The sequence below is a fragment of the Aliiroseovarius zhejiangensis genome (assembly GCF_014656375.1).
Lineage (GTDB): Bacteria > Pseudomonadota > Alphaproteobacteria > Rhodobacterales > Rhodobacteraceae > Aliiroseovarius > Aliiroseovarius zhejiangensis.
Map to the genome: position 1 here is coordinate 116,614 of NZ_BNCH01000002.1, position 21,326 is coordinate 137,939.

The 21,326-nt window shown below is 60.8% G+C and carries 24 protein-coding genes; 13 read left to right on the top strand and 11 right to left on the bottom strand.

Annotated elements, in window-relative coordinates:
- Positions 1-129 precede the first annotated feature (129 nt).
- Complete coding sequence (locus IE188_RS05265) at positions 130-1,263, bottom strand: carboxylate-amine ligase (protein WP_191285431.1); 1,134 nt, start codon at positions 1,261-1,263, stop codon at positions 130-132.
- 176 nt (positions 1,264-1,439) lie between these two features.
- Here IE188_RS05265 and IE188_RS05270 point away from each other — a divergent pair, with 176 nt between their 5' ends.
- A complete protein-coding gene (locus tag IE188_RS05270) occupies positions 1,440-1,874 on the top strand; it encodes a hypothetical protein (RefSeq protein WP_191285432.1) in 435 nt (144 codons plus the stop codon).
- 53 nt (positions 1,875-1,927) lie between these two features.
- Here IE188_RS05270 and IE188_RS05275 read toward each other — a convergent pair whose 3' ends face one another.
- Entirely contained in the window at positions 1,928-3,427 is a 1,500-nt protein-coding gene (locus IE188_RS05275) for a CoA-acylating methylmalonate-semialdehyde dehydrogenase (protein ID WP_191285433.1), read from the bottom strand.
- A gap of 180 nt (positions 3,428-3,607) precedes the next feature.
- On the opposite strand from IE188_RS05275, the gene IE188_RS05280 reads away from it, so the two are divergent.
- From IE188_RS05280 to coaD, 3 genes are all read left to right on the top strand, one after another.
- Positions 3,608-4,498, top strand: a complete 891-nt coding sequence (locus IE188_RS05280) for a LysR family transcriptional regulator (protein WP_191285434.1) — start codon at positions 3,608-3,610, stop codon at positions 4,496-4,498.
- Between the two features lie 108 nt (positions 4,499-4,606).
- Positions 4,607-5,041, top strand: coding sequence for a CBS domain-containing protein (locus IE188_RS05285; protein WP_191285435.1), 435 nt, complete (start codon positions 4,607-4,609; stop codon positions 5,039-5,041).
- A gap of 104 nt (positions 5,042-5,145) precedes the next feature.
- The gene (coaD, locus tag IE188_RS05290) at positions 5,146-5,643 is read left to right on the top strand and encodes a pantetheine-phosphate adenylyltransferase (RefSeq protein ID WP_191285436.1); all 498 of its coding nucleotides are present in this window, start codon (positions 5,146-5,148) and stop codon (positions 5,641-5,643) included.
- A 27-nt stretch (positions 5,644-5,670) separates the two neighbouring features.
- On the opposite strand, the gene IE188_RS05295 is transcribed toward coaD, so the two are convergent.
- The 4 genes from IE188_RS05295 to gap (IE188_RS05310) form a co-directional block, all read right to left on the bottom strand.
- Positions 5,671-6,591: a calcium/sodium antiporter gene (locus IE188_RS05295; protein ID WP_191285437.1), complete on the bottom strand. Its 921-nt coding sequence runs from the start codon at positions 6,589-6,591 to the stop codon at positions 5,671-5,673.
- A 184-nt stretch (positions 6,592-6,775) separates the two neighbouring features.
- A complete protein-coding gene (gene gap, locus IE188_RS05300; protein ID WP_191285438.1) occupies positions 6,776-7,774 on the bottom strand; it encodes a type I glyceraldehyde-3-phosphate dehydrogenase in 999 nt (332 codons plus the stop codon).
- A gap of 125 nt (positions 7,775-7,899) precedes the next feature.
- A complete protein-coding gene (locus IE188_RS05305) occupies positions 7,900-8,043 on the bottom strand; it encodes a hypothetical protein (RefSeq protein WP_191285439.1) in 144 nt (47 codons plus the stop codon).
- A gap of 115 nt (positions 8,044-8,158) precedes the next feature.
- Positions 8,159-9,157: a type I glyceraldehyde-3-phosphate dehydrogenase gene (gene gap, locus IE188_RS05310; protein ID WP_191285440.1), complete on the bottom strand. Its 999-nt coding sequence runs from the start codon at positions 9,155-9,157 to the stop codon at positions 8,159-8,161.
- Positions 9,158-9,403: 246 nt separating this feature from the next.
- Here gap (IE188_RS05310) and IE188_RS05315 point away from each other — a divergent pair, with 246 nt between their 5' ends.
- The 6 genes from IE188_RS05315 (at position 9,404) to IE188_RS05340 (ending at position 13,873) form a co-directional block, all read left to right on the top strand.
- Positions 9,404-10,366 (top strand): DUF808 domain-containing protein, encoded by a 963-nt coding sequence (locus IE188_RS05315; RefSeq protein ID WP_191285441.1) that lies wholly within the window; start codon positions 9,404-9,406, stop codon positions 10,364-10,366.
- 83 nt (positions 10,367-10,449) lie between these two features.
- Positions 10,450-11,193, top strand: coding sequence for a hypothetical protein (locus IE188_RS05320; protein ID WP_191285442.1), 744 nt, complete (start codon positions 10,450-10,452; stop codon positions 11,191-11,193).
- A gap of 21 nt (positions 11,194-11,214) precedes the next feature.
- Positions 11,215-11,955: a sensor histidine kinase gene (locus IE188_RS05325; RefSeq protein WP_191285443.1), complete on the top strand. Its 741-nt coding sequence runs from the start codon at positions 11,215-11,217 to the stop codon at positions 11,953-11,955.
- Positions 11,956-11,963: 8 nt separating this feature from the next.
- A complete protein-coding gene (locus IE188_RS05330) occupies positions 11,964-12,572 on the top strand; it encodes a response regulator transcription factor (RefSeq protein WP_191285444.1) in 609 nt (202 codons plus the stop codon).
- Between the two features lie 92 nt (positions 12,573-12,664).
- The gene (locus tag IE188_RS05335) at positions 12,665-13,147 is read left to right on the top strand and encodes a GlcG/HbpS family heme-binding protein (protein ID WP_191285445.1); all 483 of its coding nucleotides are present in this window, start codon (positions 12,665-12,667) and stop codon (positions 13,145-13,147) included.
- 60 nt (positions 13,148-13,207) lie between these two features.
- Positions 13,208-13,873, top strand: coding sequence for an ankyrin repeat domain-containing protein (locus IE188_RS05340; protein ID WP_191285446.1), 666 nt, complete (start codon positions 13,208-13,210; stop codon positions 13,871-13,873).
- Positions 13,874-13,941: 68 nt separating this feature from the next.
- On the opposite strand, the gene tkt is transcribed toward IE188_RS05340, so the two are convergent.
- Entirely contained in the window at positions 13,942-15,966 is a 2,025-nt protein-coding gene (gene tkt, locus IE188_RS05345; RefSeq protein WP_191285447.1) for a transketolase, read from the bottom strand.
- Positions 15,967-16,206: 240 nt separating this feature from the next.
- Between tkt and IE188_RS05350 the strand changes: the two genes are divergently transcribed.
- Genes IE188_RS05350 through IE188_RS05360 form a run of 3 tightly spaced genes read left to right on the top strand, consistent with a single transcriptional unit; the run spans position 16,207 to position 17,469 of the window.
- Positions 16,207-16,728 (top strand): hypothetical protein, encoded by a 522-nt coding sequence (locus IE188_RS05350; RefSeq protein WP_191285448.1) that lies wholly within the window; start codon positions 16,207-16,209, stop codon positions 16,726-16,728.
- Entirely contained in the window at positions 16,721-17,104 is a 384-nt protein-coding gene (locus IE188_RS05355; protein ID WP_191285449.1) for a cell division protein ZapA, read from the top strand. Before IE188_RS05350 ends, IE188_RS05355 begins: the two co-directional genes overlap by 8 nt.
- 56 nt (positions 17,105-17,160) lie before the next feature.
- Positions 17,161-17,469 (top strand): MliC family protein, encoded by a 309-nt coding sequence (locus IE188_RS05360; protein ID WP_191285450.1) that lies wholly within the window; start codon positions 17,161-17,163, stop codon positions 17,467-17,469.
- A 106-nt stretch (positions 17,470-17,575) separates the two neighbouring features.
- Here the strand turns inward: IE188_RS05360 and grxD are convergent, their stop codons facing one another.
- The 4 genes from grxD to purL are packed head-to-tail and all read right to left on the bottom strand — an operon-like array spanning position 17,576 to position 20,990.
- Positions 17,576-17,938, bottom strand: a complete 363-nt coding sequence (gene grxD / locus IE188_RS05365; RefSeq protein WP_191285451.1) for a Grx4 family monothiol glutaredoxin — start codon at positions 17,936-17,938, stop codon at positions 17,576-17,578.
- A gap of 49 nt (positions 17,939-17,987) precedes the next feature.
- The gene (locus IE188_RS05370; RefSeq protein WP_191285452.1) at positions 17,988-18,230 is read right to left on the bottom strand and encodes a BolA/IbaG family iron-sulfur metabolism protein; all 243 of its coding nucleotides are present in this window, start codon (positions 18,228-18,230) and stop codon (positions 17,988-17,990) included.
- A gap of 60 nt (positions 18,231-18,290) precedes the next feature.
- Positions 18,291-18,827 carry a hypothetical protein gene (locus IE188_RS05375; RefSeq protein WP_191285453.1) on the bottom strand — a complete coding sequence of 179 codons (537 nt, stop codon included), beginning with the start codon at positions 18,825-18,827 and terminating at the stop codon, positions 18,291-18,293.
- Between the two features lie 3 nt (positions 18,828-18,830).
- A complete protein-coding gene (gene purL / locus IE188_RS05380; protein ID WP_191285454.1) occupies positions 18,831-20,990 on the bottom strand; it encodes a phosphoribosylformylglycinamidine synthase subunit PurL in 2,160 nt (719 codons plus the stop codon).
- Between the last annotated feature and the right edge of the window lie 336 nt (positions 20,991-21,326).

The following is a 21,326-nucleotide window of genomic DNA, read 5'->3' on the forward strand; positions in this document are numbered from 1 at the left end:
CTCCCGTCCAGGTATTTTCCGGTTACGTTATGGCGCAATCCTTACAGGAGTTTTTCAAGCCGGAGGAGAGTTCCGTCGCGTCGCAAGCTGCCGTTACGTCAGATGAGCGGATGTGGCGGGAAGGGCGGGTCAAAGATCGGCGTGGTATTCCTCGATCAGGTGGCGCACAACGTCTTGAAGCGCATACTCTTTCGGCTTTTCCGCCTGAATGCTGTCGTGATAGACGGCGCGCTGGCGATCCGCTGAAATCCCGGTCTCAAGAACGCCACGCGTGGCTTCGACCTCGATGGTGCAGCCAAGGGCCTCGGCATCTTGTTCAATCAGGAGAAACATATCCTCAAGCAGTTGCGGGAACTCCACGATCTCGCCGATGCCGAAGTCGATCAGCCCGCCCGCGATGCCATATCGCTGCGCGCGCCAGCGGTTTTCTGCGACCAGAAAATTGTCATAAAGCCGCCAGCGTTGGTTCTTGGCTTTCAACCGCCACAACATGCGGGCCAGACACTGGGTCAGCGCGGCCAGGCCGATTGTGTGTTCCAGTCGCGGTTGCACATCGCAAATCCGGCTTTCGATCGTGGGAAAGCGCGACGAGGGGCGCAGATCCCACCAAATTTTCGAGCTGTCTTCGATCACGCCGATATCGACCAGCGCCTGCACTGAGCGGTCAAATTCGGACCAGCCGGACAGATGCGGCGGCAAGCCGGTGCGCGGCAGGTTGTCGAACACCGTCAGCCGATAAGAGGCCAGCCCGGTATCATCGCCCTGCCAGAACGGCGAACTGCCCGACAGCGCCAGCAGGTGGGGCAGGAAGTAACGAAGCTGGTTGACCAGGTCGATCCGCGTGTCGGGATCGGGAATGCCGACATGCACATGCATCCCGCAAATCAGCATCCGGCGCACCACACCGGCCAGATCCCGTTTCAGGTCGTTATAGCGGTCTTTGTCGACATGGTGCTGTTCCTTCCAGTCCGCAAACGGGTGGCACGAGGCGGCAATCGGGGCCAGGCCATAGGTCTTTGCATGTTTGGCAACGGTCGCACGCAGGCGTTTCAGGTCTTCGCGCGCCTCAGAGACATTGGCACAGACGCGGGTGCCGATCTCGATCTGGCATTGCAGGAATTCGGGGCTGACCTGACCTTCAAGCTCGGCCTTGCAATCGTTCATCAACCGATCGGGAGCGCGGGCCAGCGCATAGCTTTCACGATCCACCAGCAGGTATTCTTCTTCGATCCCAATCGAAAACGGCGGTTCTTTCAAGGCCATGAGCTGTCCTTTCGGTCGTGCTGGTCTCAGCTTTGCATCATTGAGGGCAGTCGACAAGCATTTGGCGCCGGGATCACTTACGGCGCGGCAAACGAAAAAGTTTCTGGCGTTCTGAGGTTGACCTTGGGTAAGCCACGCGCTTTGTTTGAGGTGGCGCAATCGCGCCGGGGTTGAAAATGCATACTGCCACCTATTTTGAAAACGAGAACTTTTTGCTTGTCCGATGCACCGCGCATGTTCATTTCGCAAGCCTGATCGCGCGGGTCGCCGAGTGGATCATCACCATTGATGCCCCCAAGGGGCGACTGGTGCTTGTCGATCTGCGCGACTTGCGCACGATTGATCGGCCGAATGAAGGGCCGGTAGAATATGTGCAGATGCAAAAGAAGCTGTCGCGTGAATATCATTTCGCCAGCAAGGTGGCGTTGCTGGCCCCGCAACCCGAGGCGTTCGTTCTGGCACGGATCTTCGAACAATCCGCGCAGGGCCAGATCCCGACCGAGATGGATGTGTTTCGAAGCGGGGCTGAGGCGCTGTCCTATCTAGGCATTGCTGCCGATGATGTGGACCTATTCATCCAGACCCTGGGGGACGGGCGGCCGCTGGATTGAAAAAGCCCCGGTCCAAGGACCGGGGCTGTGTTGTTCAGAGTGCCAACTGGCGCTTAGTCCATCGCTTTGAAGTTGAACTCGCCACCTTCCTTGATGCCCGAGGGCCAGCGCGAGGTCACGGTTTTGGTGCGGGTGTAGAACTTGAACGCATCCGGACCGTGCTGGTTCAGATCGCCAAAGCCCGACTTTTTCCAGCCGCCAAAGGTGTGATAGGCCAGCGGCACCGGGATCGGAACGTTGATGCCAACCATGCCGATGTTGATCCGGTTGGCAAAGTCACGGGCGGTGTCACCGTCACGGGTGAAAATCGCGGTGCCGTTGCCGTATTCGTGGTTCATGGCGTGGCCGATCGCTTCTTCGTAATTCTCGGCACGGACCATGGACAGGACAGGGCCGAAAATCTCGGTCTTGTAGATGTCCATGTCTGTGGTCACCCGGTCAAACAGATGTGGCCCGACGAAGAAGCCGTCTTCATAGCCTTGCAGGCTGAAATCGCGGTTGTCCACAACAAGGTCCGCGCCCTGTTCGATACCTGAGTTGATCAGTCGCAGGATGTTTTCCTTGGCCGCCGCAGTGACGACCGGGCCGTAATCCACATCATCGCCCGCAGTATAGGGCGCGACTTTCAGCTTCTCGATGCGCGGCACCAGCGCGTCGCGCAGCTTGTCGGCGGTTTCCTCGCCCACGGGCACGGCGACCGAGATCGCCATGCAGCGTTCGCCCGCCGCGCCAAAGCCCGCGCCGATCAGGGCATCGGCGGCCTGTTCCATATCCGCATCGGGCATCACGATCATGTGGTTCTTGGCACCACCAAAGCACTGCGCCCGTTTGCCGTTTGCCGTGGCGCGCGAGTAGATGTAATGCGCAATCGGGGTCGACCCGACGAAAGCCACGGCCTGGATGGTCTCGTTGTCAAGGATCGCGTCCACGGCGTCCTTGTCACCATTCACCACCTGCAACACACCGTCGGGCAGACCGGCTTCCTTGCACAGCTCGGCCAGCATCAGCGGGACCGAGGGGTCACGCTCGGACGGTTTCAGGATCATCGCGTTGCCCGAAGCCAAGGCCGGGCCCATGCCCCAGAGCGGGATCATGGCGGGGAAGTTGAACGGCGTGATCGACGCAACGACACCCAGCGGCTGGCGCATGGAATACATGTCGATGCCGGGGCCCGCACTGTCGGTGAATTCACCCTTCATCATCTGGGCGGCACCGATGCAGTATTCGATCACCTCAAGCCCGCGCTGAACGTCACCCTTGGCATCCGGGATGGTCTTGCCGTGTTCGCGCGACAGCGCCTCGGCCAGTTTGTCCATGTCGCGGTTCAGAAGGCCAACCAGGGCCATCATCACGCGGCCACGTTTCTGCGGGTTGGTCGCACCCCATTCCTTTTGCGCCTCGGCGGCCTTTGCGACGGCGGCGTCCAGTTCGTCTTTCGTGGCCAGGGCCACTTTCGCCTGAACCTCGCCGGTTGCGGGGTTGTAGACGTCGGCGGTGCGGCCCGATGTTCCGTCGACCAATTGGCCGTTGATCCAGTGTCCCAGTGTCTTCATGGTCTGTCTCCCATCTGTTCGGGGGCAAGATAGCCTTGCATTTATGCCGGGAAAAGAGGCAGTTTTCCAAAAAGGTTTTGCAAAAATGCAAGTCCTCGCGGCACCGAGAGGGCGGGAGCCTCCGGCGGGGATATTTGGAGCCAGAAGAAACCCGATGGCGCTGATGTCGAAAGGTGAGAGATGGACTGGGATGATTTGAAGGTGTTTCTGGCCGTCGCGCGGGCCGAAAGCCTGTCGCGCGCTGGCAAGGTGCTGCGGCGGGATGCCGCGACCGTGGGGCGGCGGGTGGCGAAGCTGGAGGGGGATCTGGGGCAGCCGCTGTTCACCAAATCTCCGCAGGGCTATGCGCTGACCGAGGCCGGGTCACGGCTTTTGGCGCATGCGGAACAGACCGAACAGGCGGTGTTGTCGGGGGTGGACGAGTTGGCGGGACCGTCGGGGCAATTGTCGGGGCAGGTGCGCATCGGGGCGACGGACGGGTGTGCAAGCTATATCCTGCCGCAGGTCTGCACCGCGATCCGGAAACAGCATCCCGAGCTGGAATTGCAGATCGTGGCCTTGCCGCGGGTGATCAACCTGTCCAAGCGCGAAGCGGATATGGCGATCACCGTCTCGCCTCCGCAGGCGGGGCGGTTCACGGTGCAGAAGATTACGGATTACCATCTGCACCTGGCGGCGGCGCGGGATTATCTGGATGCGGCTCCGCCGTTGCGAAATCTGGAGGATCTGCGCGCCCATCCCGTGGTGGGGTATATCCAGGACATGATCTTCTATCCGGAACTGGACTTTCTGACCGGGATGGGGATCGAGAAGGTGGCTTTGGCCTCGAACCTCGTGTCGGTTCAGCTTGGCATGGTCCGGCAGGGGGGCGGTGTGGGGATCACCCATGATTTCATTCTGCCCTTTGCGCCCAATCTGGTGCGGGTTCTGGTCGAAGAGCTGTCGATCACACGTTCCTTCTATCTGATCCGACATGAAGGCGACGTGCGGGTCGAACGCTTTGCCCGCGTTGCCGAAGCCTTGACGCGGGGGATCCGGGACGAGGTGGCCCGGCTGGAAGCAATGGTGTGAGGCAGTTTTTCCTTTGCTGCGATTGCAAACAGCCCTTGACATATTGTTGCGCTTGGGGTGACGCTGAGGACAGAAAAATACAAGAATTACACCAGAATGGAGGGCACTATGCTCATTCACCAGATCCTGAAAAACAAAACGCTGGCGGGTGTTGCGACGGTCAAGCCGGGCAGCAAAGTTGCCGACGCGGCAAACCTGTTGTCCGAGAAAAAAATTGGTGCGGTGATTGTTTCGCAGGATGGTGTGCGCCCGGTCGGGATCCTGTCCGAACGTGACATTGTGTCGGCGTTGGGGAAGGTGGGTTCAGGGTGTCTGGATCAGGTGGTGGATGATCTGATGACGTCGAAGCTGGTCACCTGTGCGCCCGGCGATCGGGCCATTCAGGTGCTGCAAATCATGACCGAACGCCGGTTCCGCCACATGCCGGTGATGGAGGGGGACGAGATGATAGGCCTTGTATCCATCGGCGATGTGGTCAAGGCGCGGCTGGACGAGCTGTCGCAGCAGGCGGATGCGTTGAAAAACATGATCATGGGGTACTGATCCGGGTGGGATAGCAACGGCACGGTCAAGCGCCGCGCTGCGGAAAAGACTTGCAATGCCGGTCGCAATATTGTTGCGTGCCGGCATTTAAGAAAGGCCAGATCATGCGCGTCGGACTGTACCCCGGAACCTTTGACCCGATCACGTTGGGGCATACGGACATTATTCGGCGGGCCTGTGCGCTGGTGGACCGTCTGGTAATCGGCGTGGCGATCAACACAGGCAAGGGGCCGGTTTTTTCCTTGGAAGAGCGTGTCGCAATGGTCGAAGCAGAATGCGCCAAGCTGACCGCCGAGACCGGCACCGAGATCATCGCGCATCCGTTCGAAAACCTGCTGATTGATTGCGCCCATGATGTGGGGGCACAGATCATCATTCGCGGCCTGCGGGCTGTGACCGATTTCGAGTATGAATATCAGATGGTTGGCATGAACCGCGCGATGGATGCCAGCGTCGAGACCGTGTTTCTGATGGCCGAGGCCAAGTATCAGGCGATTGCATCGAAACTGGTAAAGGAAATCGCCAAACTTGGCGGGGATGTGTCGAAGTTTGTCTCGCCCAGCGTGAAAGACCAGTTGTATCTGAAAATCGGACGGGACTGAGGTTGAACCTGCGACGGATGCAGGTGGTCATCCCAGTGCCGTGACCACATAGGCGGCATATCCTGTCAGCATCACCACGCCCAGCCAGCGTCCAAGCCGGGGCCGCAGAAGCAGCGCCGCAGCAAGGGATGCCGTCACGGCTATCAGGATGGGAAGGTCGAAACTTGCAAACCGCCTGGCCAGCGGAATGGGTGTGATCATCGCCGTCACCCCTAAAATGCCCAATAGGTTGAAGATGTTCGAGCCGATCACATTGCCGATCGCTATATCAGACTGGCGCCGCATCGCGGCAATGACCGAAGTGGTCATTTCGGGCAGAGAGGTGCCGATGGCGACGATGGTGAGGCCGATGAACGCTTCGGACACGCCGAAGCCACGGGCAATCGAGGCCGCACCATCGACCAGAAAACGCGCGCCCAGGAGCAAAACGGCCAACCCGCCCAGCAACCAGAGCGCTGAAGCAAAAGCCGTGGGGCTGGTGACCATCGTATCGGGGCTGGTGGGCGTCTTGCCGGCAGCGAGATAGGCCCATGTCAGATAGCCGATCAGGCCTGTCACGAGAAGTGCGCCTGACACGCGGCTGATCTCGGCGAAGGCGAAGATGGGCAACAGCAGCAGCGTCGCGATCATCATGACGGTGACGTCCCGGCGCAGCGTGGAGCCGGATACCTGTATCGGCCAGATCAGGCAGGTCAGCCCGAGGATCAGCAGGATATTGGCGATGTTCGAACCGATCACGTTGCCGATTGCAATATCCGGCACCCCACGCAACGCGGCGTCCATCGACACCAAAAGTTCCGGGGTTGACGTGCCGAACCCGACGACGGTCAGACCGATCAGCAGCGGCGGGATGCCCAATCGGTTGGCCAAGCCAACGCTGCCGCGCACCAGGGCTTCGCCACCAAAAAACAGCGCCAGCAAACCTGCGGCGACAAAGAGATAGTCCAACCCAGCGATCCTTGCCCGAGAAATGTAACCTTGGCGCTTAGATAGGGAGCGGCTGATCCACTCTGCAAGAGCGGCTGGCGCGGCGTGTGATAATATTTCTGGCGAAGTCGCGAAACGGGGATGCGGCGCGTCGAACCGACGGGCCAGGGGCGGCGCCCCCGGCGTCGTCCTGGATGCACGTGGGTCAGAGGTGTTTTGCCATTTCCGCTGCTGTATCCAGCATGCGGCAGCTGAAGCCCCATTCGTTGTCATACCAACTGAGCACACGCACCATGTTGCCATCCAGCACCTTGGTCTGATCCAGCGCGAAACTTGACGAATGCGGGTCGTGGTTGAAATCGCTTGAAACCAGCGGGCGGTCGACAACGCCCAGGATGCCCTTCATCGGGCCGGTCGCGGCGGCGATGATGGCGGCGTTGATTTCGTCCACCGTGGTGTCGCGCGCAGCCTCGAATGTCAGGTCCACACAGGACACGTTCGGGGTAGGCACCCGGATCGCCACGCCGTCCAGTTTTCCTGCCAGATCAGGCAGAACAAGGCCAACGGCGCGGGCAGCCCCGGTGGTCGTGGGGATCATGCTGAGCGCGGCGGCGCGGGCGCGATAGAAATCCTTGTGCAGCGTGTCCAGCGTCGGCTGGTCGCCGGTATAGCTGTGGATGGTCGTCATGAAGCCCTTGTTGATGCCAATGGCGTCTTGCAGAACCTTGGCAACCGGCGCCAGACAGTTGGTCGTGCACGACGCACACGAGACATGCACATCGGCTGCGCCCAGCGTGTCATGGTTTACACCATAAACGATGGTCTTGTCCGCGCCCGAGGACGGCGCTGACACCAGCACCCGGCGGGCGCCGTTTTCAAGATGCACCTCGGCCTTGTCGCCTTTGAAGATACCGGTGCATTCCAGCACGATGTCGATATCGCCCCACGGCAGGTCGGCGGGATTGCGGATCGCGGTGACGCGGATCGGGCCGCGGCCCGCATCTATCGTGTCATCGGTATAGGTCACCTCGTTCGGGAATCGTCCATGCACACTGTCGAATTGCAGAAGGTGGGCGTTCATCTCGACCGGTCCGAGGTCATTGATCGCCACCACCTCGATATCCGTGCGTCCTGTTTCATGCAGGGCGCGCAGCACCAGCCGCCCGATCCGTCCAAATCCGTTGATGGCCACTTTGACTGTCATGTTCTTCATCCTTGCATGAGGTGACACAGGTCGAAACCCGGTGCGGTCAACCGAGATGTGTGAGCGCTAACATCAACATTTCGCTCAAAAGGTCAAGAGAAGATCCTGACGCGCCGCTGCAGTGATCAGCGCCAGAAGGCAATCCATTCCGTGAATTCAAGGAATTTTCTGGACAGAAACAACAGGCTGGCCCCGTCGGCAAGCAGCAGGTCCGCCCCGATCAACCCGACGATCAATATGCCAAGGCTCAGCGCGATCTGGTTTGTCAAAGCCTGCTCCTGCCTGTTTGGCGCATTGTTGCAATGGCGGACGGGCAGGGGCAAGGGCAAAAGAAAACCCCGCCACCAAAGGGGGCGGGGTTGAAATTTCGGATGGCGCGTCGGCCTAGAACGAGCCCATTTTCACCGCGACATCGGCCATGCGGGTCGAAAACCCCCATTCGTTGTCATACCAGCCCATCACGCGCACGGTGCGGCCGCCCACAACCTTGGTCTGGTCCGGCGCGAAGATCGAGCTTTGTTCGGTATGGTTGAAGTCGATCGAGACCTTGGGCTCTGCGTCATAGCCCAGCACACGGGACATGGTGCCCTCGGCGGCTTTGCGCACGATCTCGTTCACTTCGTCCACCGACGTGTCGCGCCCGGCCTCAAACGTCAGGTCGATGGCCGAGACGTTCGGGGTCGGCACACGCATCGCGGTGCCGTCCAGCTTGCCGGCAAGTTCCGGCATGACTTCGCCCAAGGCTTTGGCCGCGCCGGTCGAAGTCGGGATGATCGCCATGGCGGCTGCGCGGGCGCGATACAGATCCTTGTGGCGGCGGTCCAGCGTCGGCTGGTCGCCGGTATAGGAATGGATGGTGGTCATGATACCACGCTCGATCCCCAGCGCCTCGTGCAGCACCTTGGCCAGCGGGGCCAGCCCGTTGGTGGTGCAGGATCCGTTCGAGACCATGTTGTGATGGGCTTCAAGCTCTTTGTCGTTCACGCCCAGCACGATGGTCTTCTGCACGTTTTTTGCGGGGGCCGAGATCAGAACCTTGCGCGCACCCCGTTCGATGTGGCGCTTTGCCTTTTCACCGTCATTGAAATTGCCGGTGCATTCCAGAACCACATCACAGCCGGACCAGTCCAGTTCGTCCAGGTCATAGGTCGACATCATCTGCATCGGGCCACGCCCCACATCCATGGTGCCATCGCCCAGGGTGATCTGGTTGGGGAAGCGTCCGTGGATGCTGTCGTATTTCAACAGGTGCGCGGCGGTCTCAAGCGGGCCGGTCGCATTGACCTTCACCACGTTGATGTCATTGCGCCCCGATGCAGCGATTTGCGCCAAGGTGCAGCGGCCGATGCGGCCAAATCCGTTGATACCCACTGTGACGGTCATGCGTCTTCCCCTCAGGTTTTGGCCCGATGGCCCGAAAACTTTCCGCTGATATAGCGACCCTGACGCCGTGGCCCAACCCGCAAAACGCGTTTGACACCAGTTTGTTAGCGAAAACATGATGGGTGAACGAGTCGTTAGCGCAAACGACCTAGGGGATTTACGTGCCCGTGCCGTGATCGACAAGTGCTTCACCCCGCGCGCGAAAGTGATTAGTCTCCGTTTCAACACAAGCATAGGGGCAGGTTGATGAGTGGTTTGATTGCGCTGTTGGATGACGTGGCGGGCATCGCGAAAATAGCGGCGGCATCGGTGGACGACGTGGCCGGCCAAGCGGCCAAGGCGGGGGCAAAAGCGGCTGGCGCGGTGATCGACGACGCTGCGGTCACGCCCAAATACGTGCAGGGGTTCGAAGCCAAGCGCGAGTTGCCGATCATCGGGCGCATTGCCTGGGGATCGATCAAGAACAAGCTGATCATCCTGTTGCCGATCGGGCTTCTGCTGTCCTCTTTCGCGCCCTGGCTGATCCCGCCGCTTCTGATGCTGGGCGGAGCATATCTGTGTTTCGAAGGGGCAGAGAAAGTCTGGCATGTGCTGTTTCCACATGAACACACCTGGGATCATGCCGAACATGAGATCGGCGATCCGGCCCATCTGGAAAAAGAGAAAGTGGCGGGTGCGATCAAGACGGATTTCATCCTGTCCGCCGAGATCATGACCATTGCCCTGGCCGCCATCCCCGAAAGCAACATCTGGATGGAGGCCGCGACCCTGGCCGTGGTGGCCATCGGCATCACGGTGGTCGTCTACGGGTCCGTGGCGCTGATCGTGAAGATGGATGACGTGGGCCTGTATCTGGCCCAAAGCGGCCGGTTGTCGGCGACCCGTGCGTTCGGGCGCGGCATTGTCAACGCCATGCCGGGGTTCTTGAAACTGCTGACCATCATCGGCACGGCAGCAATGATCTGGGTCGGCGGGTCGATCATCATTCACGGGTTGCACGAGCTGGGTGTGCATCAGCCCTATGAAATTATTCACGACATCGCAGTGGCCGCAGCCCAGGCAGTGCCCCGCATGCCCGGCTTCGTCGAATGGGCGGTGACGGCCACGCTGGACGGCATTGTCGGGCTGGCGCTTGGCATCCTGATCATTCCCGTCGCCACCCGGGTGATCAGCCCGGTCTGGCAATCCGTGTTCAAGGGAAAGGCGTAAGATACCTGCCGATGGTACACCTTGTCTTCGCAGACCGTAGTTGTACGGATTGGCGGCGTCCGACCTTCCTGAGATGAAAGCGGATGCGGTTCACGACGTCGACACTCCGATCTGCCATGCGATTCCTTGCCTTGTGGGCCTGCGCCATCGTCATGGTGCTTGCCACGCTGGGCATTATGGAACGTCAACGCCTGGTGCGGGAACTGACCGTCAAAAGCGAGGGACTGCACCGGCTCGCGTCGCAGCGCGCAGATCAACATGATGCGCATCTGACTGCCTTGTCCGCCATCCTCGTGGCCAGCGAAGAGGCGCGTCAGGATCTGCTGATCGAGGTGGCGGCGACGATCACGCGCTTCTATCCGCGTATCGTGTCGGTCAACGCCCTGTCACTGGAACCGGCCCGACCGGATATCCAGACGCCGTTCGCGCTTGGCGCTCAGGATGCGACACGGGTTCGAGACATTGCCCTTCAGTCCACGGGCGCTTTGCAGATCGCACCATCGACCGTCGATGTGGATCGGTATCTGCTGGTGAAGCGCAGCCCGAACTCGCAGGCGGCGCGATATGCGCTTGCCCTGAACATCAATGCTGCGGCACTGGTGGCCAGTGACGATCCGTTCTGGCAACGTCCATCGGTGTCGCATCGACTGCTGAGCCCGCAGGGGGATGTGCCGACCGGGGGGTTGGCGACAGGGGATGCGACCTTTTCAAAGACGATTGGAAGCGCGTCGCAACCCTTGATCCTGGAAACGGCGTTGCGCATCCGCACAGCGGATCTGTTGCCCAATGGCACGGTCCTTGTGGCAACAGCCTTGGCGATGCTTTAGTTTTGGCTGGTTGCGCTGGGCTTGAAACAGCGGGCCCGCCGGAAAGAGGCTGAACAACGCGCCGATCTGAGCGCCCTGGAAACCCGGCTGGCACACGCGTCGCGGGTCAACGCGATGGGGGAAATGGCCAGCGGTATGGCGCACGAGCTTGCCCAACCCCTGACCGCGATCCTGAGCCAGGCACAGGCCGGACGCCATTTGGTGCGGCGTGGGGATGTCGAAGGTTTGGCACGGGTGCTTGATGATACGGTCGCACAGGCGCAACGTGGCGCGGACATCCTTGAACGGCTGCAACGATGGAGCCGCCCCAACCGTGATCTGGCGCAAGCCTGTTCCCTGAATGATGCCGCGTTACGTGTGAAGCGCCTGCTGGGCAGGGAAGCGCAGGCCAAGGGGGCGGTTGTTACCCTGGACCTGCCCAACACGCTGTTGCAGGTGAAAGCCGATCCGGTCGAACTGGAACAGGTGATCTTCAACCTTGTGCGCAATGCACTTGATGCCGCAGACCGGGCGCGCGTCCTGCTCCGTGCCCGCCGGGTGGGGGACAGGGCCGTGCTTGAGGTATCTGATGATGGTCCCGGCGTGCCCGCCGACATACGCGAGCGGGTCTTTGAACCTTTTGTGACAGGAAAGAAAGACGGCACCGGGCTTGGTCTGGCCCTGTGTCAGCGCCTTGTCGAGGAAATGGGCGGTGACATGGAACTGGTTTCCGGGACTGCGCATACCACGTTTCGGTTGTCTCTGCCGATTGCTGTTTCATAAACTGGGGTATGAGCAGAACGGTTTATCTTGTGGACGACGACGAAACGGTGCGCAGCGCGCTGACGCTGTTGCTGGAAACCGTGGGCGTGACGGTCAAGAGCTTTGCCTCGCCCGAGGCGTTTTTGACACAGGCCGCAAACCTGCCGCCCGGATGCCTGATCCTTGATATTCGAATGCCCGCGATTTCAGGTCTGAAGCTGCAGGAAAAACTGTCCGCGCAGGGAATATTCTGGCCCACCGTCATCATCAGCGGCCACGGCGATATCGAAGCCTGCCGCCGCGCCTTCCGCAACGGAGCGATAGATTACCTGCGAAAACCCGTGGACGAACAGGATCTGATCGACGCCATCCAGAAGGGACAGGCAGAGCTTGAAGCCTGTCAGCAGCGCGCCGCCGAACGTGCCGAGGCGCAGGCGCTTGTCAGCGCCCTGTCACCGCGCGAAAGCGAGGTGCTTGAGATGATCGCGAAGGGCGTGACCACCAAGCAGATCGCGCACGCCCTTGGGCTGTCACCGCGCACGGTCGAAAGCCATCGCGCCGCCATTGCGGCCAAGGCCGGCACCACATCGACGGCGGAACTGACCCGCTTCTGGCTGGAGGCGCAGGGGGATCCGTAAAACTACGGACAGGGATGCGGGCGTTACGAATATTCCGATATGGCAGGGCAAATTAGACATGGATCATCACGCAAACAAAAGGAAACTGACCGATGATCCGCAAACTTGCACTCGCTATCATAATCGCCATGCCCGCCGCGGCGAACGCACAAGAGCTGCCCACCGCGCCTTACCTGCCGCTTGATCTGGCAACCAAAGCGGCACAGACCGCGCTGGACGCCTGCGCGGGCGAAGGTCACATTGTCAGCGTCGCCATCGTGGCGCGCAGCGGCGTGACCAAAGCCCTATTGCGCGCCGATAACGCCGGTCCGCACACGGTCGGGTCAAGCACCGGCAAGGCGTTCACCTCGGCCAGCATGGGCCGTGACACGGCGGGACTTGCCGGTTTCATCGGCTCTGCGCCTGAAAATGACGGTCTGCGCGACATGGACAGCCGTCTGGTCATTCAGGCAGGGGGCCTGCCGATCAAGATCGGTGGCGCGCTGGTTGGCGGGATCGGTGTCGGGGGTGCCCCGTCCGGTGCGATTGACGAGACCTGCGCCCGCGCGGGCCTGGACGCGATCGGCGCGGAGTAATGCAAACTGCGGCCTGTTGCCGACCGTGGTGGCGGGCCGTACCGAAAGGGAGATATACCTATGCTTCGCGCTCTGACCACTGTGTTCACCTTGGCGCTCTCGACCATGGTCCATGCCCAAACCGCCCCGTCGGCATCCGACATTGCCGGGTATTCCGGGCTGCATCTGGCCGCGCATGAAGGGAGCGCCAAGGATGTAGCGGCGTTGATTGCCGCAGGTGCCGACCCCGACGCCCGCGACCGGCGGGGCCGCACCGCCGCCCATGTCGCGGCCTTTGCCTCGCATGACGCGGTTCTGGAGGCCCTGGCAAAAGGGGGGGCTGACATGAACGCGCTTGAACATGGCGTCTACGACGTCATCACCATCGCGGCCGTGGCCGATGACCCGGAGCTTGTATCCTTGGCAATCGAGTTGGGAAATCGACCGGATCTGATCACCAGTGTCTATGATGGCACCGCGTTGATCGCCGCCGCCCACCTGGGACATCACGAGGTTGTGGCCCGTCTGGTTCAGGTCGGCGCCCCGCTTGACCACGTGAACAACCTGGGCTGGACGGCTGTGATGGAAGCCGTGGTGCTGGGCGATGGCGGACCGGACCATATCGAGACAGTGCGCATTCTTGCAAAGGCCGGCGCGGATACCTCGATCCCCGACCGTGATGGTGTGACGCCCTTGGAACATGCGGTCGCGCGCGGGTATGACGAGATTGCGCAGTTGCTGAGGTGACAACACGTGTTGCACAGAAAAACGCCCCGCAATCTCTTGCGGGGCGTTTTGCGTTGAAAAAATAGGTGTTAACCCAGCAGTTCCTTGGCTTTCGCAACCACGTTTTCAGCGGTGATGCCGAATTTCTCAAACAACACGCCTGCCGGAGCCGACGCGCCAAAGCTGTCCATGCCAACAAAGGCGGCTTTCGCCTCGCGACCACGTTCGCCCAACAGCCAGCGGTCCCAGCCGCCATCGCGCACAGCGGCCTCGACCCCGACGCGCACGGGGCCTGCGGGCAGCACCTTGCGGCGATAGGCTTCGTCCTGCTCGGCAAACAGCTCCATACAGGGCATGGATACGACGCGGGTACCGATGCCCTGGGCTTCCAGCGTTTCGCGCGCCTGCATTGCCAGCGACACTTCGGAGCCGGTCGCAATCAGGATCACCTGGCGTTTTCCAGCCTCTGCATCCGCCAACACGTACGCGCCCTGCGCAGTCAGGTTCTTCTGCTTGTACTCTGTCCGCACGGTGGGCAGGTTCTGACGGGTCAGCACCAGCGTCGATGGCGTTTCCTTTGACGACAGTGCCAGTTCCCACGCCTCCGCCGTTTCGGCGGTGTCGGCCGGGCGGAAGGTCAGGCTGTTGGGGGTGGCGCGGCAGATCGCCAGATGCTCGACCGGCTGGTGGGTCGGTCCGTCCTCGCCGACGCCGATCGAATCGTGGGTCATCACGAACACGGTCGGGATTTTCATCAAAGATGCCAAGCGCATTGCCGGGCGGGCATAGTCGGTGAAGCAGAAGAACGTGCCGCCATAGGGGCGCATGCCGCCATGCAGGGTCATGCCGTTCATCGCAGCAGCCATGCCGTGCTCGCGAATGCCCCAATAGATGTAGCGGCCCTTGCGATTGTCCACGTCAAAGACGCCCAGATCGCCGGTCTTGGTGTTGTTTGACCCGGTCAGGTCCGCCGACCCGCCCACGGTTTCGGGCATCACCGGGTTGATCACCTCAAGCGCCATTTCTGACGACTTGCGGGTGGCGACCGTAGGTTTGCCCTCGGCCACCTGACGTTTCAAGGCGCGCACGACGCCGCCCAGTTTCTTGGGCACGTCCAGCGCATAGGCGCGGTTGAACTCGGCCTGCTTGCGCTCGCTGATCGAGGCAAAACGGGCTTCCCATTCGGCGCGCGCTTCGGCCCCTTTGGACCCGATGGCTTCCCACGCGGCCTTCACGTCGTCTTCAACCTGGAAGGCGCCGATGGGCGCGCCATAAACCTCTTTCGCGGCTTTCAGCTGTTCCGCGTCGGTCAGCGCACCGTGACCTTTCGATGTGTCCTGCGCAGCGTGGCCCAACGCGATATGCGTCTTGCAGGCAATCATCGAGGGCTTTTTCGTGGTCTTGGCCTTGGCAATCGCGGCGTCGATCTGTTCGGGATCATGGCCGTCGATTTCCTGCACATGCCAGCCCGACGCCTTAAAGCGTTGCACCTGATTGGTGCAGTCCGACAGAGACACCTTGCCGTCGATTGTGATGTCGTTGTTGTCCCAGAACAGGATCAGCTTGCCCAGTTGATGACGCCCGGCCAGACCGATGGCTTCCTGACTGATGCCTTCCATCAGGCAGCCGTCACCGGCGATCACATAGGTATGGTGATCGACGATCTTCTTGCCAAACCGCGCACGCTGGATTTCTTCTGCCATCGCGAAGCCGACGGCGTTGGCGATGCCCTGGCCCAGCGGGCCGGTGGTGGTTTCCACGCCCGAGACATGACCGTATTCCGGGTGGCCCGCCGTGATCGCGCCCCACTGGCGGAAGTTCTTGATCTGATCCAGCGTCACATCTTCATAGCCGGTCAGGTGCAAGAGCGAATAGATCAGCATCGAGCCATGGCCGGCCGACAGGATGAACCGGTCCCGATCCGCCCAACGCGGGGCGGAGGCATCAAACTTCAGATGCTTTTCAAACAGCACCGTCGCCACATCGGCCATGCCCATCGGCATGCCCGAGTGACCCGAATTGGCGGCGGCAACCGCATCCAGCGTCAGCGAACGGATCGCGGTGGCTTTTTTCCAGTGATCGGGGTGATTTTTGCGAAGCGAGGCGATGTCCAACGGTCAACATCCTTTGGCAAAGTTGAGGTTGGCCCCCTGATAGCAGCCATTCGCCAAGGGTCAAGCCAAGCTGAACGTCGCAGGCCAAGTGTTTGGAATTGAACGGGGGGCGAAATTTAACCGGGGGTCGGTTAAGATCGGCACAGCAGGTCGCATGGCCGATTCGCGCGCAGGTCTTGCGTTGTCAGGTCGGCAGCCATGTGACAAGATCAGGCAAACAAAACTGGCTCAGGGCAGAATATGAGTGATATTTCCGAACTGGAAACCCGAATTACCACCGCGCTAGAACGGATCAGCAAAGGCCTGTCCGCGCTGCCTGCGCAGGCAACGGGGGCCGCAGACGACATCGCGCGCCTGACGACGGAACTGGAAGAAGAGCGCACGGCGAACCGTCAGTTGGCCGAACGCGTGAAAGCCTTGCAACAAAGCCGCACCGAAGAGGTGGCTGCGCTGCGCAACGAGGTTGAGCGGCTGACCGCGCAACTGACTGCAAATGAAGACGTGCTGGCAAAGCTGCGTCAGGTGAACGCTGACCTGCGCGCCAACAGCAATGCGCTGCGAGATGCTGTGGGTGGCGGGCTGGCCGATGCCGGTTTGGTCAACGCGGCCATGGCCACCGAACTGGAAGGGCTGCGCGTCGCGCAATCCGCAGACCGAGCGGAACTGGATGCAGTGTTGGGTGAACTGGGGCAACTGATCTTCGAAAAAGGGCTGAAACCCTCGGGATCGGCCGAAACGGGGCGGGAGGGTGCAGATGCCTGATGTCAATATCACCATTGGAAGTCGCAATTTTGACGTGGCCTGCCAGGAGGGTGAAGAGCATTTCCTGCTGACCGCTGCCAAGATGCTGGACAATGAGGCATCTGTCCTGGTCAGCCAGATGAGCAACCTGACGGAAAGCCGGATGTTGCTGATGGCCGGTCTGATGCTGGCCGACAAGACGGCGGGCATGGAAGACAAGGTCAAACTGGCAGAGAAGAAGGTCGCTGATCTGGAAGCGCAGCTTTACGCGCTGCAAAACGCCGCCCCGCAGAAGGTCGAGGTTCCGGTGATCCCCGATGCTGTGACGGACACGCTGGCCGAAATCGCGGCGCGCGCGGAAGCCGTGGCTGCCGAGATCGAAGAACGGGCGTCTTGACGATCGCAGGCCGGTTGACCATGCGTTCGTGTGTCACAATATTGGCGACCCTTTTGGTGACCCTAAGCGTCGCGCCCGCCTGGTCCGCCGACGGGATCGAAACCATGCAGTATGACTGCGAACGCGGGGCGCGTGTTACGGCCACCTATATCAACACGGACGGCGCTTCATACGCGGTTGTGGCGGTCGAGGGGCAGCAGATCGGCATGGTGATCAGCCCCTCCGGCTCTGGCGCCAAATACGCCCAAGCCCCTGACGGGTCTGGCTATGTCTGGTGGACCAAGGGAGATGAAGCATTTCTGGCGTGGGAAGATATCCCGAACGGCGCGGACGACATGCTTCTGACTGACTGTGTAGCGCGCTGAGGCGCACCAGAAATATCTAATGCACGGGGATCTCTGACACGCACGACGCTTCGGGTTCGCGCGTGTCAGAAAGTTTGGGCCATCGGTGATCCGAAAGGGCCGCGATTTAGCCGTTGGCTTCGCGGATCTTGTCGGCAGCCTCTTTGTCATAGGCCACGCCGTTTTCGTCAAACAGCGTGTCCAGCTCGCCCGACAGGGTCATCTCGGTGATGATGTCGCAGCCACCCACAAATTCGCCTTTGACGTAAAGCTGCGGGATGGTGGGCCAGTCGGAGTAATCCTTGATCCCCTGGCGGATTTCTTCATCCGCCAGCACGTTTACATCGGCGAAATCGACGCCCATGAAGTTCAGAACGCCAGCCACGCGGGACGAGAACCCGCATTGCGGCATATCTTTCGTGCCTTTCATGTAAAGCACAACGTCATTGGCTTTGACGGTTTCGTCGATGCGGGTTTTTGCGTCGGTCATTTCAGTTCCTTGATGTCTGTTGTCGGCGGGACGTGTCGTGCCCGTCTGGTCATTCCGGGGCTTTGGTGGTCAGCGCCAGCGCATGAAGTTCGCCCTGGCTGCCATCCATCTTGCCTTTCAGCGCAGCATAGACGGCGCGTTGCTGCTGCACGCGGTTCTGTCCGCGAAAGCTCTCATCCACCACTTCGGCGGCATAGTGGTTTCCATCACCAGCCAGGTCGGTGATGGTGATCTTCGCGTCCGGGAAAGCCTCGCGGATGAGGGCTTCGATTTCGGATGCTTCCATGGCCATGGTCAGAACCTCGTTTCTGTTTGATTGCAATCTATGGTCGGGCACCGGGGGTCGCAAGAGCTAGCCGCGTGTTGCGGCATCACGAAAGCTGGACAAAACAGCGCGGGCATCCGACAGGATACCTGTCGCCTCGGCTTGGGCCAGTGTGTCGGCGGTCCATGCCGGGTCAGGCAGCAGGCGGTCCAACATGCCCTGCCGCGCCGTTTCCTGTGCGGGTGATAGCGGCAGCTTCTCGGCCACGCGAAACAGTTCGATCATATCGCAGATGGCGCGCATTCTACGATAGGCCTCGGCAATGGCCTCAAGCGTCTCGCGATCTTTGCGCCACCGTTTGCGCGGAAAAACGTGCCGCATGACGTACGGGCCAGCCCCCTTGCAGTCGAACCGCGCGCAGCCCGGAAAGCCTTGGTCTTCCAGTGTTTCATGGATGCGGCACAGGTTGTCGGGGCCAAGGTGGCGGCAGGGGGCCAAGGCGCGTTTGTCAAAGGCAAAATCGCCGCCCGCGTCAAAGCCCGGCGCCACGCAGCATAGCCCGGCGCAGGCGGCACAATCTGCCACCAATGCCGACATGTCCCGTGGGTCAGGGGCGTTGCTCATGGATCAACGATGCGCCTGATCGAACCCGGTCCGGAAGATATCTGCCAGTTCGTCCAGCGGGGCTTCCGAGCCGCCCATCCTGACCGTATCGCCGTGAAAGCGTCCAACGGACGCAATGGGAATGCCCAGCTTGCCGGCCTCGATCATCAGGGCCTCGGCCTGATCGAAATTGCAGGCGACCAGATAGCGCGCCTGATCCTCGCCAAACAGGGTGGGGGTGTCGTTGACGTCCAGTGTCACGCCTACGCCGCCGGCTTCCGCCATTTCGAACGCCGCCAGCGCAAGGCCGCCATCGGACAGGTCCGCACAGGCTTTGATCAAGTCGCGGTTGGCACGGATGAAATCGCCATGCGTTTTCTCGGCCGCAAGGTCGACATGCGGCGCGTCACCGTCTTCGCGGTTGAACACTTCGGCCAACAGGGCGGATTGACCCAGATGTCCGGTGGTTTCACCGATCACCATGGCCACATGGCCGTCGCGGGCCACACCGTCGATCATGTCATCAAGGTTTTGCAGAAGTCCAACGGCACCAATCGTTGGGGTCGGAAGGATGCCTTGCCCGTCGGTTTCATTGTAGAGCGACACATTGCCTGACACGATGGGCATATCCAGCGCGGCAACGGCTGCGCCAATGCCTTTGATGGCGCCCACGAACTGGCCCATGATCTCGGGCTTTTCGGGGTTCCCGAAATTCAGATTGTCGGTGGTGGCCAGCGGCTTGGCCCCGACTGCGGTCAGGTTGCGATACGCCTCGGCCACCGCCTGCTTGCCGCCCTCAAACGGATTGGCCTTCACATAGCGCGGCGTCACGTCGGACGTGAAGGCGATGGCTTTGTCGGTGCCGTGCACGCGCACGATCCCCGCGCCCAGGCCGGGTGCGCGCACCGTGTCGGCCATGACCATGTGGTCATATTGTTCATAGACCCATTGCTTCGCCGCGTAGTTGGGCGACCCGATCAGGGCGCGCAACCCGTCGATCGGATCAATCTCGGGCACATCGGACAGGGCGTCCGGGGCAGGGGTTTCAACCCAGGGACGGTCATATTCCGGCGCGCGGCCTGACAGGGGGGACAAAGGCAGATCAGCCTTTACTTCGCCATTGTGCATGATCAGAAAGCGATCCTCGGGCAGGGTTTCACCAACGATTGCGAAGTCAAGATCCCACTTTTCGAACACGGCGCGGGCGTCGGCCTCTTTTTCCGGCTTCAGGACCATGAGCATGCGTTCCTGGCTTTCGGACAGCATCATCTCATACGCGGTCATGTTCTCTTCGCGTTGCGGCACGTCTTCGAGGTTCAGCTTGATGCCAAGCCCGCCCTTGTCACCCATCTCGACCGCCGAACAGGTCAGGCCCGCCGCGCCCATATCCTGGATCGAGATCACGGCGCCGGTCTGCATCAGCTCGAGCGTCGCTTCCATCAGGCGTTTTTCGGTGAAGGGATCGCCGACCTGCACCGTTGGGCGCTTGTCTTCGATGGTGTCGTCAAACTCGGCCGAGGCCATCGTGGCCCCACCAACGCCATCGCGGCCCGTCTTGGCCCCAAGATAAACAACGGGCATCCCGACGCCGGACGCGGCGGAGTAGAAAATCTTGTCGGTATCCGCCAAACCCGCCGCAAATGCGTTTACAAGGCAGTTGCCATTATAGGCCGGGTGAAAGCGCACTTCGCCGCCCACATTGGGGACACCGAAACAGTTGCCGTACCCACCGATGCCTTCGACCACACCGTTTACGAGTTGTTTGGTCTTGGGGTGATCGACCGCGCCAAAAGACAGCGAGTTCATGGCGGCGATGGGGCGCGCGCCCATGGTGAACACATCGCGCAGGATGCCGCCTACGCCGGTGGCCGCGCCCTGATAGGGTTCGATGTAAGAGGGGTGGTTGTGGCTTTCCATCTTGAAGACCACAGCCTGACCGTCACCAATATCCACGATGCCCGCGTTTTCGCCGGGGCCGCAGATAACCTGCGGTCCGTCGGTGGGCAGGGTGCGCAACCATTTCTTGGAAGATTTGTACGAGCAATGCTCGTTCCACATTGCGGAGAAGATGCCCAGTTCGGTGAATGTCGGCTCGCGTCCGATGATTTCGAGAAGAAGGTCATATTCATCGGGCTTCAGCCCGTGCGCTGCAATCAGGTCCGCGGTGATCTTCGGCTCGGTCATGCCCGTTTCCCCCATAGGCTTCGGTTGGCGCCTTTTATGCGAAGCGTGCGTGATGGGAAAGAGCAAAGGCGTTGGCGCCAAAGGCCAAATGCGCGATTGGCAAAAAAAAGGCCGGGCAAAGCCCGGCCAAGTCCAACAGGGAGGTAAAAACCGACTAGAGCGAAGCTCAACCATCGGCTTTGAACAAGAATTAGGGTCCCCGAACGGGCGGATCAAGGGAATTTGCTGCATTGCAGCTATGCGACAAGTGCATAGCTGTGCCGGCAAAGTGGGACGGAATCCCGAATAAGTAGAGTATGCCCCCGATATTCCCTGACTTTAGAACATGTTAAGCCA

Bases quoted from the DNA above. Each gene is read 5' to 3' on its own strand.
- IE188_RS05265 (WP_191285431.1), bottom strand. From the start codon at position 1,263: ATGGCCTTGAAAGAACCGCCGTTTTCGATTGGGATCGAAGAAGAATAC.
- IE188_RS05270 (WP_191285432.1), top strand. From the start codon at position 1,440: ATGCATACTGCCACCTATTTTGAAAACGAGAACTTTTTGCTTGTCCGA.
- IE188_RS05275 (WP_191285433.1), bottom strand. From the start codon at position 3,427: ATGAAGACACTGGGACACTGGATCAACGGCCAATTGGTCGACGGAACA.
- IE188_RS05280 (WP_191285434.1), top strand. From the start codon at position 3,608: ATGGACTGGGATGATTTGAAGGTGTTTCTGGCCGTCGCGCGGGCCGAA.
- IE188_RS05285 (WP_191285435.1), top strand. From the start codon at position 4,607: ATGCTCATTCACCAGATCCTGAAAAACAAAACGCTGGCGGGTGTTGCG.
- coaD (WP_191285436.1), top strand. From the start codon at position 5,146: ATGCGCGTCGGACTGTACCCCGGAACCTTTGACCCGATCACGTTGGGG.
- gap (WP_191285438.1), bottom strand. From the start codon at position 7,774: ATGACAGTCAAAGTGGCCATCAACGGATTTGGACGGATCGGGCGGCTG.
- gap (WP_191285440.1), bottom strand. From the start codon at position 9,157: ATGACCGTCACAGTGGGTATCAACGGATTTGGCCGCATCGGCCGCTGC.
- IE188_RS05315 (WP_191285441.1), top strand. From the start codon at position 9,404: ATGAGTGGTTTGATTGCGCTGTTGGATGACGTGGCGGGCATCGCGAAA.
- IE188_RS05320 (WP_191285442.1), top strand. From the start codon at position 10,450: ATGCGGTTCACGACGTCGACACTCCGATCTGCCATGCGATTCCTTGCC.
- IE188_RS05330 (WP_191285444.1), top strand. From the start codon at position 11,964: ATGAGCAGAACGGTTTATCTTGTGGACGACGACGAAACGGTGCGCAGC.
- IE188_RS05335 (WP_191285445.1), top strand. From the start codon at position 12,665: ATGATCCGCAAACTTGCACTCGCTATCATAATCGCCATGCCCGCCGCG.
- IE188_RS05340 (WP_191285446.1), top strand. From the start codon at position 13,208: ATGCTTCGCGCTCTGACCACTGTGTTCACCTTGGCGCTCTCGACCATG.
- IE188_RS05350 (WP_191285448.1), top strand. From the start codon at position 16,207: ATGAGTGATATTTCCGAACTGGAAACCCGAATTACCACCGCGCTAGAA.
- IE188_RS05355 (WP_191285449.1), top strand. From the start codon at position 16,721: ATGCCTGATGTCAATATCACCATTGGAAGTCGCAATTTTGACGTGGCC.
- grxD (WP_191285451.1), bottom strand. From the start codon at position 17,938: ATGACCGACGCAAAAACCCGCATCGACGAAACCGTCAAAGCCAATGAC.
- IE188_RS05370 (WP_191285452.1), bottom strand. From the start codon at position 18,230: ATGGCCATGGAAGCATCCGAAATCGAAGCCCTCATCCGCGAGGCTTTC.
- IE188_RS05375 (WP_191285453.1), bottom strand. From the start codon at position 18,827: ATGAGCAACGCCCCTGACCCACGGGACATGTCGGCATTGGTGGCAGAT.
- purL (WP_191285454.1), bottom strand. From the start codon at position 20,990: ATGACCGAGCCGAAGATCACCGCGGACCTGATTGCAGCGCACGGGCTG.